Genomic DNA, 15,981 nt, shown 5'->3' with positions numbered 1-15,981 from the left:
GAGGCGATCCAAGCTATGCACGACCGTTGCGCCATTTATACGGCGTCAGAAACGGCTGCGCGCTTGCTGGACGTCGTGGGATGGACCGCAGAACAGGACCTATCTACCTCTGTCTTCCTTGAGCCATGTGTAGGCGAGGGAGCGATCCTCGTGGAGGCTCTTGAGCGTTTGATCGCAAGCCTCCGGCGACACGGCCATCCCCTGGCCAAAAGAGGTCTCTTACCGCGAATCAAGGCGTTCGAATTTCACGCGCCCGTTGCGGCGGAGGCACGAAAGGCAATCCGTCTCGTTTTGATGCGCGAAGGCGTTCGTTGGGATACCAGCGGCTCGCTTGCGGACGCCTGGATTCGGCAGGCGGATTTCCTCCTGCAATCGCCTGAAGGCGCTACGCACGTCGCCGCGAATCCTCCCTATCTGCGGTGGAGCAAGCTTCCACCATTGTTGGCGGAAGAATATCGCGCCCATGTTCGAGCAGTCTCGACGCGCGGAGACATAGCCGTCGCGTTTATCGATCGAATGCTCGCGTGGGCGGGCGACAAAGGACGGATAGCTGCACTTGTTAGCGATCGGTGGATGTATGCACAGTACGGCGCGGCGTTCATCACCGACCTCAAGGAAAATGGCTGGAACCTCGCGGTGGTGGACGATCAGCCGGTCATGCCGTTCGTCCGCCCAGTTGGAGTGTCATCCGCGATAGTTCGCATTGATCGGAAGGCTATCGAACTCGAAGGAAAGCAAAGTCGCCGCGATACCGCTCGTATAATCCATGCCCGGCTGTTGGCACGGCATGGTGGGCTCGACGAGGCAGGATGCACCGTAAAAGTGGGCCCCGCATTGGGATGCGGAGACACCTTCCTTGTGTCGGATGCCGATGCAGCCTCGATCGAGCCGGAACTCGTCCGCCCGTTCGTTCCTCGTGAAATGCTTGACGGTACGGCGATTGAGAAATGCGACGCGAAGGTCGCGGTGCCGTACGACCGGAGCGGGCAAGCTATCGAACTGAAGGACTGGCCGGGTTTCTCGCGATGGGTGGGCAATCACAAGAATAAGCTTAGGTGCCGCAGCCACGTCACTGGAGAGAAGCGATGGTGGCGAACCATCGACGCGATTGGGCCGCAGTGGGACGAGCGGCCGAAGCTTCTGTTGGCGGAAATGTGCCGAAACGTCTTTACCACGGTCGACCGAAGCGGCGGGGTTCCCGCACACTCGGTCTACGCCATTTGGTCGACAGAATGGCCGATTGAAGCGCTGCAGAGGGTACTCAACGGCGGTTTGCTCCGGTTGACAGCCGAGGCGGAGGCACCGCGCCTTAAGGGCAGTTGGTTTCGGTTCTACAAGCGCTTCATTGTCCGCACTCCGCTTCCGAAATGGTCGGCCCTTTCGATCGACGTGCAGACCGCTCTTGCCGGAGGTGACGTGTCCCGCTTCGCAGTCGCCTATTTCGAGCTTTTCGAACATCAGCCAAGGTTCGCGTCACCAGGAGAAAACCTTGCCGACTAGACGGATGGACGACGTTCCGGATTCGAGACGGCGTCTGATGGCTAACGTCCGGTCGGCAAACACCAAGCCGGAATTGATCGTGCGAAGCGTCGCGCACTCGCTCGGCTACCGATATCGCCTGCATGTAAGATCGTTGCCTGGGTCGCCCGATTTGGTATTTCCGCGGAAAAGAAAGGTTATCTTCGTCCACGGCTGTTTCTGGCACCGCCACTACGGCTGTAGCCGCACGACAGTCCCAAGGACGCGAGCTGACTACTGGAACGCGAAGTTTTCTGCGAACGTCACACGAGATGCGGCGCAGGTAATTGCGCTTCGGGAGTTAGGCTGGTCGGTGCTCACAATTTGGGAGTGCGAGACTCAAGACCTTCCGGCATTGCAGCAAAATATCTCTCGCTTTATTTCGGACGGCGTGGCGGTTTGCGGATCGCGCGGCCCCGACTTCAGAAAGAGCCGAACGCTGCCGAGGTAAAGGCACTTTGCCGTCACGCCCTAACGAAAGCCGTCCACCAGCTGGGCCACGTCTGTCCGTCGGCGAATACAATGACAGGTTTCAGGCGACGATAGCTGAGTTGTGATCGGCCAAGGTCGGATGCGGGTTGACAGGAGCTCTACTCAATACCTAGCGGTCTCTTTGCGGCCCCTTTCCAGTCATCGGCCCTGCTGGGCATTAGTCACTGCTTTTTCGCCCCATTCTGGTGTGCCAGGAGACGGGATCAGCGACCCACCGATTGATTTCGGATTCGCGCCATCCCGCCCCGTTTACGGTAATCTTGATTTGAGCCGGGAACGTGCCTTCGGCGATTTTGCGGTACATCGTTGAGCGGGACAAGCCGGTCCGCGCGAGAACGGTCTTCAGGCGAATGATACGATCCGGTTCAGGCATGGCTGCTTTGCCTTTCGCTGGGAGCATTTGGCACCTGCTGGAACCAGAAAGAGCAGCCCACGGTCCGCGCGCAATTCAATTTGTCATCTCATCGACCTGGAGCGTGGAAACGGCGGCAAATCGGAGGGCTCAGAGTCCAATGCCAGGCCCTCTGCCGATGCCGTGGTTGAACGCGAGTTCCACACCCAGACGCCGACCGGATTCCACCTGGATGCCAAGCGCCTTCTTATGATTGGCGAGTAGCGATTCCAGCTGCGGATCGCGCTCGAGGCCCTTGGCCATGTCGGACATCGCCGAGCGCGTCGACTTATAGCCGGACATGTCGCCGGCCTGGTATTGGTCCTGACTTGTCCGATGGAGCTTCTGCCAGCGTTCCACGAAACGATCGGCCCGGCGACCTGGGTCGGCGTCCAGTCCGACGCGGATTTCCGTTTCAAGTTGGAGAGCAAGCACGATGCGGTTGACGCGACCGGTCGCCGCTTCACGAACCAGCTCGGGATTCTTGACATAGGCCGCTTCGGCATCGCGCCAGCCATGCGGCCGGACCTTATCGAAAGCGGTACGTGCATCTCTCAATTCGCGCATCTGCTCAGGACTCCCCTGCCCGACCGAATTTCCAATGCGGATAACGGCCTCTAGCGCACGCGCGTGACGCACGAGCGCCTTCGTGCGCGCGCTGCGCAATGCCGCTTCCGGATCCACCTGCGCATCCGTATCGTGCTGCGCTCCTCTGGCGGCAGCTTCTCTTCCAGGCGTGGCATCGCCGTTTTGCGCTCGACCCTCTTCCCTTCCCGGCTGATGCCCACGGTCCCGGGCTGGCTCGGCGCCTGCGGGCGAGCGCAACCCATCCAGCAACTCACCGATCCTGTCGCGGAGCTTCTCCGGAACGACACTGCGCACGATCTCGACCACACGCTGTCGGAAGCTGATCCCTCGACCCTCGGCATAATGCTGCGCCGGGTCAATCTGGTCGTAATCCGACGCCATGTCCTTGGCGCGGTCGCGCGACAGCGTCCGGACGAGCCGTTCGCGGGTTGCGAAGTCGTCGCTGCCGTAATGCAGGTCCATCCTGTCGCGATGCCGCGATAGGGCAACGTAGCTGCCATGCGCGTCCATGCCTGGCGTGGCGAGCACATGGGTGCGGTCGACGGTCATGCCCTGAGCCTTGTGAATGGTCGCGGCATAGCCGTGGTCGATGTGAGCATAGTCCTTCAGGTCAAAGCGCACAGACCTGCCGTCGTCAGTGCGCACTGCCATGCTCTGGATGCTGACCTCTTCGATCACGCCGAGCGTGCCGTTCTTGACGCCGAGCGACCGCTCGTTGCGCAGGAACATGATCCGGTCGCCGCGTGCGAAGGTCCTTGCACCGCGCTCCAGATCCAGGTGAACCTCGTCGCCGAGATCTCCAGCGGCACGCATACGCTCACGGGCCGCCTTGTTGAGCGCGCGCACTTCATCGTTTGTGTGGGTGAGAATGATCCGGCTTGCTGCAGGCTCTGCCTTCCTGTCGCGATCCCAACGCTCTACAAGATCGCTGCGCGCCTCGTCGCGCGTCGCAGCCTGGTGCACCATGCCTTTCGCGTCATAGGCACCGATCGCGACGCCTATCCTGCCGGTTGCCAGATCGCGCGTTGCGTCACGCTGCCAGTCCTCGCGCTGCCGGCGCACCTGACCGATCTCGACGCCACCGTGGCGTTCGTGGATGGAGCGGAACGCAGCACCCGCCTCGATTGCCTGCAACTGCTGCGGATCGCCGACCAGCACCACCTTCGCGCCAGCGTCCGCCGCATTGGAAAGCACGCGCTCCAACTGGCGCGTGCCGACCATGCCGGCCTCGTCGATCACCAGGACATCACGCGCGGTGAGCAGATCGCGTCCCTGTCCCCAGCTGTGTTCCATACTCGCGATGGTGCGAGACGAGATCCCTGATCCGCTTTCGAGATTCTCGGCCGCGATGCCGGACAGTGCCGCACCTCGGACCTCGTAACCCGCCGCCGCCCAAGCCTGGCGCGCGACACCCAGCATGGCGCTCTTGCCGGTGCCGGCAAAACCGACAACGACACCAAGACCGCGGCCGTCGGTGATGTGCTCCAGCGCATCGGTCTGCTCACCTGAGAGAACTAGACTTCGATGCTTGGCATCAGCCAAAGCCGTCGCACGAGCCCAGTCACTCACCGCATGGCGCTCCTCCCCAGCCATGCGTTCCGCCGCGCGATGCAGGCGCTGTTCGGTCTCGATCATCTGCCGGGTGGTGAAGCGGTCTTCGCCGCGGCCGTCTTTGCCGAGTTCGACTAGATCGGGCGCTCTGGCGATCGCGCCCGTCACTTCGTTAAACTGCTCGAGCCCATTGCTGTGGCGATGCGCAAATTTTGCAATGTCGGTGCGTGTGAAGGTCGATTGCTGATGCGTGATCGCGTCCAGCGCCAAGTTAGGGTCGGCGATGATCCGCGCGCCATTGTTGCGTGCGATTTCGCGATGCAGCTCGGCGCGATCGGCTTCAATGCCGGCGGTGTCGAGGCCGCTGCCCTCAATACGTTGCGCCGGAGCACCAATCTGGGTCTGCGGCTCCAAGGCAATGCCCTGCGCTTCCAGGCTGCGATGATCGATGCGGGCGTCGATGTCGAGTTCGGCAAGGCGCTCATTGGCAAGCTCCGCCCATCGTTCGCGCCAGCGCTCGACCATCTGAGTAGCGTTCCAGTCGCGGACCTTCGCGCAAAAACCGTTCTCATCGACGGAGCGCATGGTGAGCATGACATGGGCATGCGGCTTTGGACTGCCGTCCTCCGCCCTGTCCCAATGCACATTGAGGTCGGCCACCATGCCTCGGCTGACGAACTCGGCCTGCACGAAGTCGCGCGCCAGCTCGATGCCTTGCGCCTGGCTCAGTTCGCGCGGCAGGGCGAACTCCACCTCGCGGGCAAGCTGCGCGTCCTTGCGCAGCTCGACGGCCTCGACGTCGTTCCAAAGCCGTTCGCGGTCGCTCCAGGCTTCCGGTGCATTCTTCGGCAGCAAGACCTCGGAATGGACGACGCCGCGCTTGGCCGAGAAGTCGTGGCTTCGATCAATGCGCTCGTCGCGCAGCCGAGAAGCCGAGCGATATGCGGCAGACGCCACAGCGCTGCTCCCAGCCTTGCGGCCAATGACCTTGACGTGAAGATGATAGATCGCCATCGCGATCCATTCATTTGCATGTCAAAGCGCACGTCGGCACGACGTATAAGCGCGCCCTCCCTCGAAAAAATCTCGGGATGGACCAGCCCGTCCCGGGCTGTCTCGGCAACCCTGAAGCCTTTCGGCAACTGCTCCTCTATCATCCTCGCATCGACAATCGATGGAGACGGCCCATGCGCAAACCACGAGACTTCGACGCGGAACTGAAGGCGCTGGAAGACAAGGCGCGGGAGCTCAAAACCCGGAAGTTGCAGCAGCTTGGGGAACTGGTGATCGCCACCGGCGCCGATCAACTCAGCACCGACGAACTGGCCGGCGCGCTGGTCGCCGTTGCTGAAACGAAAGATACCGCAAAGCGCGAGGCATGGGCCAAGCGTGGGGTGACGTTTTTCGAGAGCAGGTCACGGCGAACTGCTCCGGCAACTCAGCGCAACCAGCGTAGCGCTCCACCGCAACAAGGCAGCCCGCAATCGGTGGCAAGTGGCACGGGCTCTCAATGACATGCGCATCTGGCAGGTCGAGCGCCGCAAGCGCACCCGGCAACTGATCGAACTCGGCGGCCTGGTCATCAAGGCAGGCGTCGTCGAGCTCACCAATGACGATCGCGCAGTCATCTATGGCGCTCTGCTCTCAATGGCCGACAAGCTCACGAGCGATCGCGGCGAACAGCTACGAAAAATCTGGTCGACGAGAGGTCGGGAGGCGTTCATCGCGGAACTAAGAAAAAATCAGTGACGAGCTCCGTCGCCGGTGTCGACCGTGTGCGGGCGACGCGAGACCTCAACTAAACGCAGGTTTTCCGCCATGATCCGAACAATTAAGGATCCCTTTTGGAATCGAACATCCCGCTCCGGCTGAGGCCGTTCTAATCGTGCGCCAGGTCGAAGGCTACTATGATGAGGGCGAGGTCGTCGTTATCCCTATTGGCCTAAAAGGGGTCAAGCTCGTCGAGCGTCTGCGGTCTAGGGGCGCCAGCGCACGTTCGTCTGGCCACTGTCCTACACCTGCTCGAGGTCAGCCGGCTTGCGTACTCGCCTCAGTTGCGCGATCCTGCCTCTGCAAGTCTTGGGGGATAGACGGTGCTTCACGATACATGCCTACAGGCCTATCATGCCGGCGGGGTGGACGCGGTCAACCGCCTTCTCAGAACGCAGTTTCCTGCCGACCCGGATCCAGTCCGAGCGAGGAACGATTTGGAAGAAACTGGCTATTGGTCGATTACCCGGCACGAGAAGAAGGACCCCGGCGGCGGGATGTACCGCGACTTCGGAGCGTTAAAGCATATCTCGCCGATGATGAGGATGATCTATGAAGTTGATCCGATGGTCCTGCTCGCACTGCGGTTGCGCCTGCGTGAGGCCGCGGAAGAATGCTGCATGACTGCGACTATATTCCGCTGGGGCGTCCTTCTCGGATTGGTCGGCTTTGTTGTCGGTTTCGTTGGCCCGCTCATCTTTAGCCCAGATGCGAACCAGGGTCCGCTTCTCGGCCTATTGATCACGGGGCCGCTGGGGCTGGTTTTTGGGTTGATAGTAGGATTGATCGCGGCGCTTCGAGATCGTCGACGGTGGCGCTAGAGCCGCTCCCGCCCCCGGTCTTACGCGCCCGTGCCCTGGTCACTTTGGATTCGCGACTCCTGAAGGAGCTCTGCGATTTCCTTGACACCCGCGCGAGTGCAATCTCGGCCTTCGCCTTTTCGGCCCGGATCTTGGCCGCACGGTTAGAATTTCGGGTAACCTGGACACCGATCGTTTCCGTTGATGCCAACGTTTTGGAGGAAGCGGCGTTCCAGCAACTCTAAAGGGGCCGCTAGCGCGTTTCCGCCGTCCTACCCGGGCCCTAGTTCTCTGCATGGCTGAAGACCACGCTGCCGCTGTCCTTGCGAACCTCAACGCAGATTACCCCGTCATCTCCCTTCCGCGTCTGGAACATGGCTATCGCGTGATCCTTGGCCGTCTTTTCGGCATCAAAGATCACCTTGTCGATGATGCCTTTTCGATCGTACCAAATCACGGTGTAGGGCATTGGGCACCCATGTTGCGTCCCGCCACCTTGCACCTGAAATAGACGCTCGTGAAGGGGCGCCACGCTTCGCCGCCGTCGATCATCGGCTGGGCGATGAAGGCCGAGAGGACGGCGCAACTCGTTACCGACGCCCTCATCATGGCGATCTGGCGCCGAGGCAAACCGGACAGCCTGCTGCATCATTCCGACCAAGGGTCGCAATATACGAGCGAGCAGTTCCAGCGCCTGATGGCCGATAACGGCATCACATGTTCGATGAGCAGGTCGGGCAACGTGTGGGACAATGCCGCGATGGAGAGCTTCTTCTCGTCGCTGAAAACCGAGCGCACAGCCCGCAAGGTCTACAGGACGAGAGATGACGCCAGGGCCGACGTGTTCGATTACATCGAGCGCTTCAACAACCCGCGGCGACGGCATTCGACATTGGGCTATCTGAGCCCCGTCAAGTTCGAGGAGCAAGCTATGCTGGCTTAACCTGGTGTCCGAAAAACCGGCAGCAGGCCAAAGGCCCATGGCAGCCCGCAGGCTCGGGCCACATTGCCGGCTAGCCGGCTGAAGGTCTTTTCCAGCTATTCCCCGGTCTGGTCTGGCATAGCTCACTGAGCGGTGTCGGCGAGTTTCTCCCGGCTGCGCGTTGCCTGGGTTGATCTCATTCGCATGGCTCGGAGGAAAGCGATCGCGCCCACATCGCAGCCATGACGGGAAGGACCGTTGGAGCTTATTATGATTTTGGCTTGTTGTAGGGTCAGCCCATATTTGCGGGCGAAGGTCACTACGTCGTAGGCGTCGACCCAGTTCTCAATATCCTTGCTCATCCTGTCCTTTGTCGCAGCTGGAGGTTTGTCATAACGCCGCGTGGGGCCCGAGGTTGCAGAGGCCCTGAACAGAAAGCTGGAGCTGAATGCTAGTGAGCACGGGTTCAGACCGGCAGAGGCCAATCCTTGGTCGCCGAGTCCTGATAGATGGAGACTTCACGCATCTGGGGAACCATATCCGCAGTCCGGAGTTCCTCCGCAGCTTATCGCATAAGACAGGACATCAATGGTGGAGATGAGGTCTTCGGGGCTGGCGGACGACCTTGTGTCCGTCGACTACGAAGATTTCTTTGAGAATGCCGCCGTTGGCCTACACATCGTGGACGCGGACGGCCGCATCGTCCATGCGAACTCTGCCGAATTGCGTCTGTTGGGCTATGAACCTGCCGAGTACATCGGGCAGGAGATCGCCGCCTTCTACGACGACAAGACTGTCATCCAGGACATCATGGACAGACTCGCACGGGGCGAGCGGGTCCACCGTTATCCTGCGCAGCTGAAAGCTCGGGACGGCTCACTGAAACATGTGGAAGTCAGCTCCACTGGGCACTTCAAGCATGGCCAACTGGTCCACACCCGCTGCTTCACAGTCGATGTGACACCACTGAAGTCTGCGGAACAAGCGTTCGATGAACAGCAGTCCCGGTTCCACCAAGTCCTCGATGCTCTCCCCGTGGCGGTCTACACGACCGATGCCAAGGGAACGATCACCTACTACAACCAGGCGGCTGCTGCGCTGGCGGGGCGCGAGCCAAAGATCGGGCAAGACGAGTGGTGCGTGACGTTTCGGCTGTTTACCCCGGAAGGGGAAGAATTGCCGCACGACCAATGTCCGATGGCGATTGCGCTCAAGGAAAACCGGCCGGTTCGTGACGTCGAGGCTGTCGGTCAGCGCCCCGACGGGTCGTTCTTTCCGTTCATGCCATTTCCCACTCCCTTGCGTAATGAGCGCGGCGAGCTGACAGGCGCTGTGAACATGCTGCTGGACCTGACCGACCGCAAGCGGGGCGAGGATGCTGCCCAGCACCTCTCAGCCGTTGTTGAGTCCTCATTCGACGCGATCATAAGCAAAACTCTCAGTGGGTCCATTAGGACGTGGAACAAGGGTGCCGAGCGGCTTTTCGGCTACACCTCCGAGGAAGCGGTTGGCCAGCACATCACCATGTTGTTCCCACCGGAACACGTGGATGAGGAGCCGATGATCATCGAGCGTATCCGCCGCGGTGAGCGTGTCGAGAGCTTTGAAACCGTCCGACGCCGCAAGGACGGCACCGACATTCCGGTCTCACTCACCATTTCGCCAGTGCGTGACGGCACCGGCCGTATTGTCGGAGCCTCCAAGATCGCGCGCGACATCACAGCCACGAAGGAAAGCGAGCACCGCATCCGCATGCTCATGCGCGAAGTGAACCACCGCGTGAAGAACCAGTACGCGGTGATCCTCTCGATGATCCGGGAAACCAACAGGCGCTCGGAAAACCCGGACGTTTTCGAGAAGCGGGTTCGCGAGCGCATCATGGCGCTTTCGAGATCCCACGATCTGCTGGTGTCGGCCGATTGGAAAGGCGCCACCGTGACAGACCTTGTCCGGGAACAGGCCAAGCCATTTGGACGGGAGGACGCGATCAAACTGCACGGACCTCCCCTGGTCCTTACTCCTAACGCGGTTCAGTATCTTGGGATCGCTTTCCATGAACTCTGTACCAATTCAGCGAAATACGGGGTCCTATCGGGCCACAGGGGTTCGATTACCCTGACATGGGAGGTCAGCCATCAAGAGGGCGTCCGCATCTTCCAGCTGGAGTGGACCGAAAAGGATGGGCCGGAGGTCAAGACAATCGCCCACAACGGATTTGGCACTGTCGTGCTGAACCGGGTCGCGCCGGAGGCCCTGAACGGGTCCGGAGGCGTCACGTATGATCCCGAACGGGTGGTCTGGTCGCTGCGGGCACCGATGGCCTTTGTGGCAGCAACACAACGCGGCGCCGCATAGATTCCCGGCCGCGATTGATCCCCTCCTAGCCAGTTGCGGGGCGCTTCAAGAACGGCCGCGCTACAGCCTTCGCGCTCAACCGGAGTTCCTGATCTCACGCGCCGGCATCACCGGGAGAAAGGACATCCGCTACCGGAGTCGATGCATCCTTAACCGGCTTTATCGAGGACATCGCGGACCTTCGCCGCGAGTTCTTCAAACGAGAAGGGTTTGGAAAGGAGTTGGACGCCCTTGTCGAGCCGTCCGTGGTGGACGATGGCGTTGCGCGAATAGCCCGTGGTGAACAGCGCCTTGAGGCCGGGCCGGAGTTCGGCAGCCCTTTTGACAATGTCGGCGCCGGTCATACCGCTGGGCAGGACCACGTCGGTGAAGATCATGTCTATGCGGACATTGTCCTCCAGGAACGCCAGCGCGGAGGGTCCGTCCCGAGCTTCCAGAACGACGTAGCCGAGCTCCTTCAACGATTCCACCGTGTAAGCGCGCACATCGAAGTCGTCCTCCACCACCAGGATCGTCTCGCCGGTGGCAGCTTCGGGGACGGGCAGGACCTCCGGGGCATCCTCAATCGACGCCTCGGAAAGGAGCCGTGGGAGGTATATCTTGACGGTCGTGCCCTCCCCGACTTCGGAGTACAGTTTGACGTGGCCCTTGGACTGTTTGACGAAGCCATAGACTTGGCTCAAGCCAAGGCCGGTCCCCCGCCCCTGCGCCTTCGTGGTGAAGAACGGCTCGAAGGCACGTGTAAGGGTTTCACCGTCCATGCCGGAGCCCGTATCGGAGACGCTGATGGCGGTATACTGGCCTGCTAGGACCTCGGCGTGAAGCGCCGCATAGGCCTCATCGAGATGAGCGTTGAAGGTTTCAATCGTGAGTTTGCCGCCGTTGGGCATCGCGTCACGGGCATTTATCGCCAGATTGAGCAAGGCGCTTTCAAGCTCGTTAGGGTCGGCTTCCGTTTTCCAGAGGCCGCCCGCGAGCACGATCTCGATCTCATAGATTTCTCCCAAGGTTCGGTGCAGCATTTCGGACATGCCGCGGATCAGGGCGTTGGTGTCGACCGGCTTGGGATCCAACGGTTGACGGCGGGCGAAAGCCAAGAGGCGTTGCGTCAACGCCGCTGCGCGCTGGGCGCCGGTCATCGCTTGAGCGGTCGCGCGCCGCAGCCGCCCCATCTCCTGCGGCAGATTGCGGTTGAGCGTATCGAGGTTTCCAACGATCACCTGCAGCAAATTGTTGAAATCATGCGCCACTCCGCCTGTGAGCTGGCCGATGGCCTCCATTTTCTGGGCCTGCCGCAAGGCCTCCGCATTCTGTTGCAGCTCCTGCGTTTTCTGGGCAACCAGCGTCTCAAGATCGGCATTCAGCTTCCTCAGTGCATCTTCCGCGCGTCGACGCTCCTTCAGCTCCCGGTCAGCCGCTTCAAACAGCCTTGCATTGTCTATGGCGATCGCCGCCTCGCCGGCGAGCCCCGCAAGAGCCTGTTCCGATCTCTCACCAAAGACGCCTAACTCGGAATGACCAAAAAACAAGCCCCCGATCACCTCCCCCGAGCGTGAGACGACGGGCACGGCCAGATAGCTTCTGACGGGGAGATGCCCTTCGGGCATGCCCTTCCGTGGTTTGTTCTGCCCGTAGCGAGGGTCCTTCGTGATGTCGTCGGATCTCACTATCCCTCTACCCTCGAACGTCGGCGCAAAAACCGCGGTGTTGCGCGGCATTGGGAATTTGGAGAAAGCTTCGCGGGGAACACCGGAGAGGCTGTAAAGCATGTAGCTCTCCCCGGCAGCGTTGGTGACGTTGTAGAAAAACGCACCGAATTGGGCCCCAGTCAGCTCGACGCCGGCGTCGGTCACAATCTGGACCAGTTTTTCTAGATTGTTTTCTCGTGCAAGCGAGGCGCCGGCGCGGTTGAGTATCTCGAGCGCCCTGGTCTGTTCCTGAAGGCGCAGCTCAGTGTTGCGCTGTTCGCTGCGATCCCGCAAAATTTTGACGAAACCGAATAGACTGGCATCGCCCTCGATCAAAGGGGTGGTTTCGCCAACCGCCCAAAAACGAGTTCCATCCTGCCTTTGGCGCCACCCCTCGCTGCCGCCGCGACCGTGAAGGCGGGCGTCGGACAACTCTTGGGCTAGCAGCGCCTCGCTCTCAGGAGGAAAAATTCGGGCCAATGTCTGGCCGAGCATCTCTGACTCGGTCCAGCCCAGAATCCGCCGCGCCCCTTCGCTCCATGCTGTAATCACCCCATCCTCATTCAGGATGATGATGCCGGTGTCCACTGCGCTGTCGAGAATCTGCCGGACTTCCGCGGAGGCGTTTCGAAGCTTATCGTGCATGACATACCCGGAAGAAGAGGACTGGAGGGTGGTGAACCGGATAGACCGGCCGTAGGTTCCGATTGAAAGTCAAAGCACTTCGCGCCCTGCTTCCAGCCAGTCGGCAGGACAAGGCTATTCTGGCGCAGTTAAGCCCAGAAGCTGGCCAATATGGGCTGCAAGAGTCTCCGTCATGAACGGCTTGGCTAACAGATGTGTCTGGTCGTCGGCAACATCATCAGCCGCGGCGGCATAGCCTGTGATGAACAGTACCTTTAAATCCCTTCTGGTTCGTCGGGCAAGGTCAACCAGGTGACGGCCGTCCATGCCCCCCGGCAAATTCAGATCGGTCACGAGCAGATCGATCGAATGATCGGAATCCAGCATGGTCATGGCCTCGGTAGCGTTGCCGGCTTCGACAGCCGCGAGACCAAGCTCCTCCAGTGTATCGATGACGAGCATGCGGATCAGCGGCTCATCATCCACAACGAGCACCCGTCGACCAGACTCCATGCCCGACTGAAACTCACTCATGGGGCCTCCTGAATAATCGTATGTGGATCCCATCATCCATCCCACCCTACAGCATCGGCTGAAAGCTACATGGCAGGACAACAAAACGCCCTCAGAAGGGGATTGGTTGCCGACAAAAGCACGCGTTGCACAATTCCAAGCTCATCATCTTCCTAAAGCCGAGCGATTATCACAGTTTTGTTACAATCTATTTCATTTATTCAAACCAACTTTCGAACATCATGCTTTTATAGTTTGACAAGCGCTCTTAAGACCGAGGCCGACAAAACAGCGGTAGGCTTTCAACCAATCGCCGCGTTAAAGGGCTCGGTCTCTCATGATGGGAACTGACGCTAAACGCTGTTGTCAACGAGCGAAGGGGCCCGCATTGAACCTCCTTCGGATCACGGGGTGAGAGACCGCCCTTGGCGCTGCTCCGCTATATCAAGACGGAGTGGCGCTTAAAGTGGCTACCTCAGATTGAAAGGGAGCACATGGGCAACGAAACGATGCTTGATGATGACGACGCCGCAGCGAGAGGTCCGGCTTTAGAGCACCAGCCGGCGTTTGAGCTCGCCGGAGCCCCAAGCCGCCCTCGCCTCGATCGACCTCTGGACCAGGAACCACATTCACCCTTTTTGCGTCATTGGCGATGCTTCTCCACGAGCACATCAGCATGGCGCGACGCCACGTTCTGGATGGCGAAGGGCATATCGTTCGTCAGCACGAACGAATAGTTCGACTGCGTTCCAAAAATCTTCCGACTGGGAGCGCTTTGAAGTTCCTGGACCTATTGGAACAAGTACACCCGCTCCAGCGAAAACATCTATCACAATTGTTGTGGAAATCTGTCTCCGAGGATCTGCAACGCTGAAGCAGCTGTCACAGGGTCCGACCGACAACGTGTTCTCGATTTCCGATCCAATCGTCCGGCTTGCGCTAGAGCTTCAGAACGAAATCAGATTGAGGGGGCTGAAAGCTAAGCCCCCGAAGAGCACGCTCCACTAGCTGCTAACCACTATACTTGTCGATGATTCGTCCTGCGGTCCAATCTTTTAGTCGCGCATCATGCCTCGGATATTACATAAGCGATGACTTAGCAGGTTGCGACCTTGAAAGCAGGGCCCGAGACTCGCTGACCAAGCGAGCGCTGATCGCGATCACTTCCTGTGTTTTGCGCAACAGCTCGGCCTGCCGCTCCTCCTGTTCCCGTAAATCGTCGAGCAGGTTGGCTATTCGCATGTGCGGCGAGCGCTCCATGATCACCAACTTTGCGCTGCCAATGATGTTCCCGGCTAGTAGGGATCCTGCGAACCGGAAAGGACTGAGAGACGCTAGTGGTGGCAGAATATCCGCTTTCCGAGCCTCGTGATGCACGGAAACCGTCATGGTTTTATCCAAATCGCTGGAGGCCATTTCGTCGATGGCGATGTCATGGAGGGTCTTCAGCGCTTCTCGTCGCAGCTCTGCCATTTTGGGACAAAGTGGCAGTAGCGGCATCCAAGTTTGCAAGCCGGCTTTTTATTCCTCCTTCAGGCCCGGGCGCAGAACCAGCGGACTCCGCACTGGCTTTTGCAGCAACGTTGCTGAGCAAATAATCGCGCTGAATCCCGCCTTCAGGGTTTTGGTCGTGTGCTTAACGGAGCGCTCTGCCTTTTCGATTAGCCGGAGCGACTCTAAGCACTGCTTCTGGGAGTTCGCTAGCTCTAAGTCCATCGCCTAAACCCGAGTGAAGCCCCTCCAGCCTAACCCAAATTCAAACGGACACACGTCAAAACACACCGTCATGAACGTTCGTTTATCTGGAATGTTCCGCGGTGCGCAAGGCGGTGCTCGACGTCGCCGCGCTGGCCAAACGGTTCAGCCCGGATCAGCCGTGCCCTCATTGGGATCTGCTGAAAATCACATGTTGCTATGAATGCCGCGCCGTGCGGGTGGTCCCGGTCCCAATACGTTTCTTTCGACGTTCCAGAGCGAGCCTTGTCCCCATGACGGTTGCTGCCCAACCGCAATTAGGCAATCCACCGCCCAGACGCTGCCTTTCGGCATGTATGAAAACGGCCTGCATTGGCTGCTCGACGCGGGCGAGTGCATGCGGCGACGATGCACGCAACAGGATGCGAGCGCTATGCGATGACGGGGAAAATCAGGGTTATTGTCGTGCCGGCGGCAGAGCTCTCTTGCTGGACATTGCCGCCCATCTGACGGGCGAGCGCCTGGATTAATTTCTGTCCCGACCCGCCGGGTCGGGGGTTCTGAATGCCGCGACCGTTGTCAGCTACGGTCAGGCGTGCCTCGCCGTAGCCGATCCCGGACTCAAGCTTGACAACGATACGCCCGCCCTCGGCCCCGAAGGCATGCTTGACTGAATTCATCGCAGCTTCATTCAAGATGAGACCGAGCGGCACCGCGCGTTCGATCGAGAGCTCGAGCTCGTCGGCCGCCAGCTCGATGGTGGCAATTTCCACTTGCGTCTGCAGCGACGCGCAGAGCGCACGCAGGTAACCGGCGACGTCCACCGTTCGGAGGTCCTGACTGGGTGCCAGCTGATCGTGCGCAAGCGAAATGGCATTAACTCGGTTAGCCACGTGTTCCAGGGCACGGTGCGCCTCCGGGCTTTCCAAGCGCCGCTTCTGGATGGCTATCGAGGCCAGGATGAGCTGAAAGTTGTTCTTGACGCGGTGCTGCATCTCCCGCAACAGCACCTCGCGTTGTTGCGCTTGAACTAGGGCGGTGGTGGCTTCCAGGTTGCTTCGGTCCACGTCCGGC

At 60.1% G+C, this 15,981-nt stretch carries 14 protein-coding genes and 1 pseudogene; 7 read left to right on the top strand and 8 right to left on the bottom strand.

What is annotated here, in order from left to right:
* The first annotated feature begins 150 nt into the window (after positions 1-150).
* Complete coding sequence (locus tag EOA23_RS09270; RefSeq protein WP_127303708.1) at positions 151-1,500, top strand: hypothetical protein; 1,350 nt, start codon at positions 151-153, stop codon at positions 1,498-1,500.
* 4 nt (positions 1,501-1,504) lie between these two features.
* Positions 1,505-1,969 carry a very short patch repair endonuclease gene (locus tag EOA23_RS09265; protein ID WP_127303707.1) on the top strand — a complete coding sequence of 155 codons (465 nt, stop codon included), beginning with the start codon at positions 1,505-1,507 and terminating at the stop codon, positions 1,967-1,969.
* A 198-nt stretch (positions 1,970-2,167) separates the two neighbouring features.
* On the opposite strand, the gene EOA23_RS09260 is transcribed toward EOA23_RS09265, so the two are convergent.
* Together EOA23_RS09260 and traA are read right to left on the bottom strand one after the other, a co-directional pair.
* Entirely contained in the window at positions 2,168-2,383 is a 216-nt protein-coding gene (locus EOA23_RS09260; protein ID WP_127303706.1) for an AlpA family phage regulatory protein, read from the bottom strand.
* Positions 2,384-2,512: 129 nt separating this feature from the next.
* The gene (traA, locus tag EOA23_RS09255; protein ID WP_127303705.1) at positions 2,513-5,554 is read right to left on the bottom strand and encodes a Ti-type conjugative transfer relaxase TraA; all 3,042 of its coding nucleotides are present in this window, start codon (positions 5,552-5,554) and stop codon (positions 2,513-2,515) included.
* A gap of 173 nt (positions 5,555-5,727) precedes the next feature.
* Here traA and EOA23_RS09250 point away from each other — a divergent pair, with 173 nt between their 5' ends.
* From EOA23_RS09250 to EOA23_RS09240, 3 genes are all read left to right on the top strand, one after another.
* A complete protein-coding gene (locus EOA23_RS09250) occupies positions 5,728-6,054 on the top strand; it encodes a conjugal transfer protein TraD (RefSeq protein WP_127303704.1) in 327 nt (108 codons plus the stop codon).
* A gap of 1 nt (position 6,055) precedes the next feature.
* On the top strand, positions 6,056-6,289 hold the full coding sequence (locus EOA23_RS09245) for a conjugal transfer protein TraD (protein ID WP_127303703.1): 234 nt from the start codon (positions 6,056-6,058) through the stop codon (positions 6,287-6,289).
* A gap of 344 nt (positions 6,290-6,633) precedes the next feature.
* Positions 6,634-7,131 carry a hypothetical protein gene (locus EOA23_RS09240; protein ID WP_127303702.1) on the top strand — a complete coding sequence of 166 codons (498 nt, stop codon included), beginning with the start codon at positions 6,634-6,636 and terminating at the stop codon, positions 7,129-7,131.
* A 262-nt stretch (positions 7,132-7,393) separates the two neighbouring features.
* Here the strand turns inward: EOA23_RS09240 and EOA23_RS09235 are convergent, their stop codons facing one another.
* Positions 7,394-7,579 (bottom strand): hypothetical protein, encoded by a 186-nt coding sequence (locus tag EOA23_RS09235; RefSeq protein WP_127303701.1) that lies wholly within the window; start codon positions 7,577-7,579, stop codon positions 7,394-7,396.
* Between the two features lie 78 nt (positions 7,580-7,657).
* Here EOA23_RS09235 and EOA23_RS09230 point away from each other — a divergent pair.
* Positions 7,658-8,053: pseudogene (locus EOA23_RS09230) on the top strand (IS3 family transposase); the annotation flags it as partial.
* A gap of 122 nt (positions 8,054-8,175) precedes the next feature.
* Here the strand turns inward: EOA23_RS09230 and EOA23_RS09225 are convergent.
* Positions 8,176-8,394 (bottom strand): hypothetical protein, encoded by a 219-nt coding sequence (locus EOA23_RS09225; RefSeq protein WP_127303700.1) that lies wholly within the window; start codon positions 8,392-8,394, stop codon positions 8,176-8,178.
* A gap of 265 nt (positions 8,395-8,659) precedes the next feature.
* On the opposite strand from EOA23_RS09225, the gene EOA23_RS09220 reads away from it, so the two are divergent.
* Complete coding sequence (locus EOA23_RS09220) at positions 8,660-10,387, top strand: PAS domain S-box protein (RefSeq protein ID WP_245474095.1); 1,728 nt, start codon at positions 8,660-8,662, stop codon at positions 10,385-10,387.
* Between the two features lie 149 nt (positions 10,388-10,536).
* Here the strand turns inward: EOA23_RS09220 and EOA23_RS09215 are convergent, their stop codons facing one another.
* The 4 genes from EOA23_RS09215 to EOA23_RS09200 all read right to left on the bottom strand — a co-directional run.
* Positions 10,537-12,720 (bottom strand): ATP-binding protein, encoded by a 2,184-nt coding sequence (locus tag EOA23_RS09215; RefSeq protein ID WP_127303699.1) that lies wholly within the window; start codon positions 12,718-12,720, stop codon positions 10,537-10,539.
* A gap of 114 nt (positions 12,721-12,834) precedes the next feature.
* The gene (locus EOA23_RS09210; RefSeq protein WP_189341558.1) at positions 12,835-13,233 is read right to left on the bottom strand and encodes a response regulator; all 399 of its coding nucleotides are present in this window, start codon (positions 13,231-13,233) and stop codon (positions 12,835-12,837) included.
* Positions 13,234-14,292: 1,059 nt separating this feature from the next.
* Positions 14,293-14,712: a hypothetical protein gene (locus EOA23_RS09205; protein ID WP_127303697.1), complete on the bottom strand. Its 420-nt coding sequence runs from the start codon at positions 14,710-14,712 to the stop codon at positions 14,293-14,295.
* 626 nt (positions 14,713-15,338) lie between these two features.
* Positions 15,339-15,981 (bottom strand): sensor histidine kinase (locus EOA23_RS09200; protein WP_145966412.1); only part of this gene is annotated, 643 nt, incomplete at its 5' end.

The organism is Mesorhizobium sp. M2A.F.Ca.ET.042.01.1.1, assembly GCF_003997405.1.
Taxonomy (GTDB): Bacteria; Pseudomonadota; Alphaproteobacteria; order Rhizobiales; family Rhizobiaceae; genus Mesorhizobium.
Note: the sequence above shows the minus strand (reverse complement) of the source record. Positions and strands in the feature narration are given on the sequence as shown.

Excerpts from the sequence above, each read along its gene's own strand:
- traA (WP_127303705.1), bottom strand. The coding sequence starts at position 5,554 with ATGGCGATCTATCATCTTCACGTCAAGGTCATTGGCCGCAAGGCTGGG.
- EOA23_RS09215 (WP_127303699.1), bottom strand. The coding sequence starts at position 12,720 with ATGCACGATAAGCTTCGAAACGCCTCCGCGGAAGTCCGGCAGATTCTC.
- EOA23_RS09235 (WP_127303701.1), bottom strand. The coding sequence starts at position 7,579 with ATGCCCTACACCGTGATTTGGTACGATCGAAAAGGCATCATCGACAAG.
- EOA23_RS09250 (WP_127303704.1), top strand. The coding sequence starts at position 5,728 with ATGCGCAAACCACGAGACTTCGACGCGGAACTGAAGGCGCTGGAAGAC.
- EOA23_RS09260 (WP_127303706.1), bottom strand. The coding sequence starts at position 2,383 with ATGCCTGAACCGGATCGTATCATTCGCCTGAAGACCGTTCTCGCGCGG.
- EOA23_RS09265 (WP_127303707.1), top strand. The coding sequence starts at position 1,505 with ATGGACGACGTTCCGGATTCGAGACGGCGTCTGATGGCTAACGTCCGG.
- EOA23_RS09225 (WP_127303700.1), bottom strand. The coding sequence starts at position 8,394 with ATGAGCAAGGATATTGAGAACTGGGTCGACGCCTACGACGTAGTGACC.
- EOA23_RS09210 (WP_189341558.1), bottom strand. The coding sequence starts at position 13,233 with ATGAGTGAGTTTCAGTCGGGCATGGAGTCTGGTCGACGGGTGCTCGTT.
- EOA23_RS09245 (WP_127303703.1), top strand. The coding sequence starts at position 6,056 with ATGCGCATCTGGCAGGTCGAGCGCCGCAAGCGCACCCGGCAACTGATC.
- EOA23_RS09205 (WP_127303697.1), bottom strand. The coding sequence starts at position 14,712 with ATGCCGCTACTGCCACTTTGTCCCAAAATGGCAGAGCTGCGACGAGAA.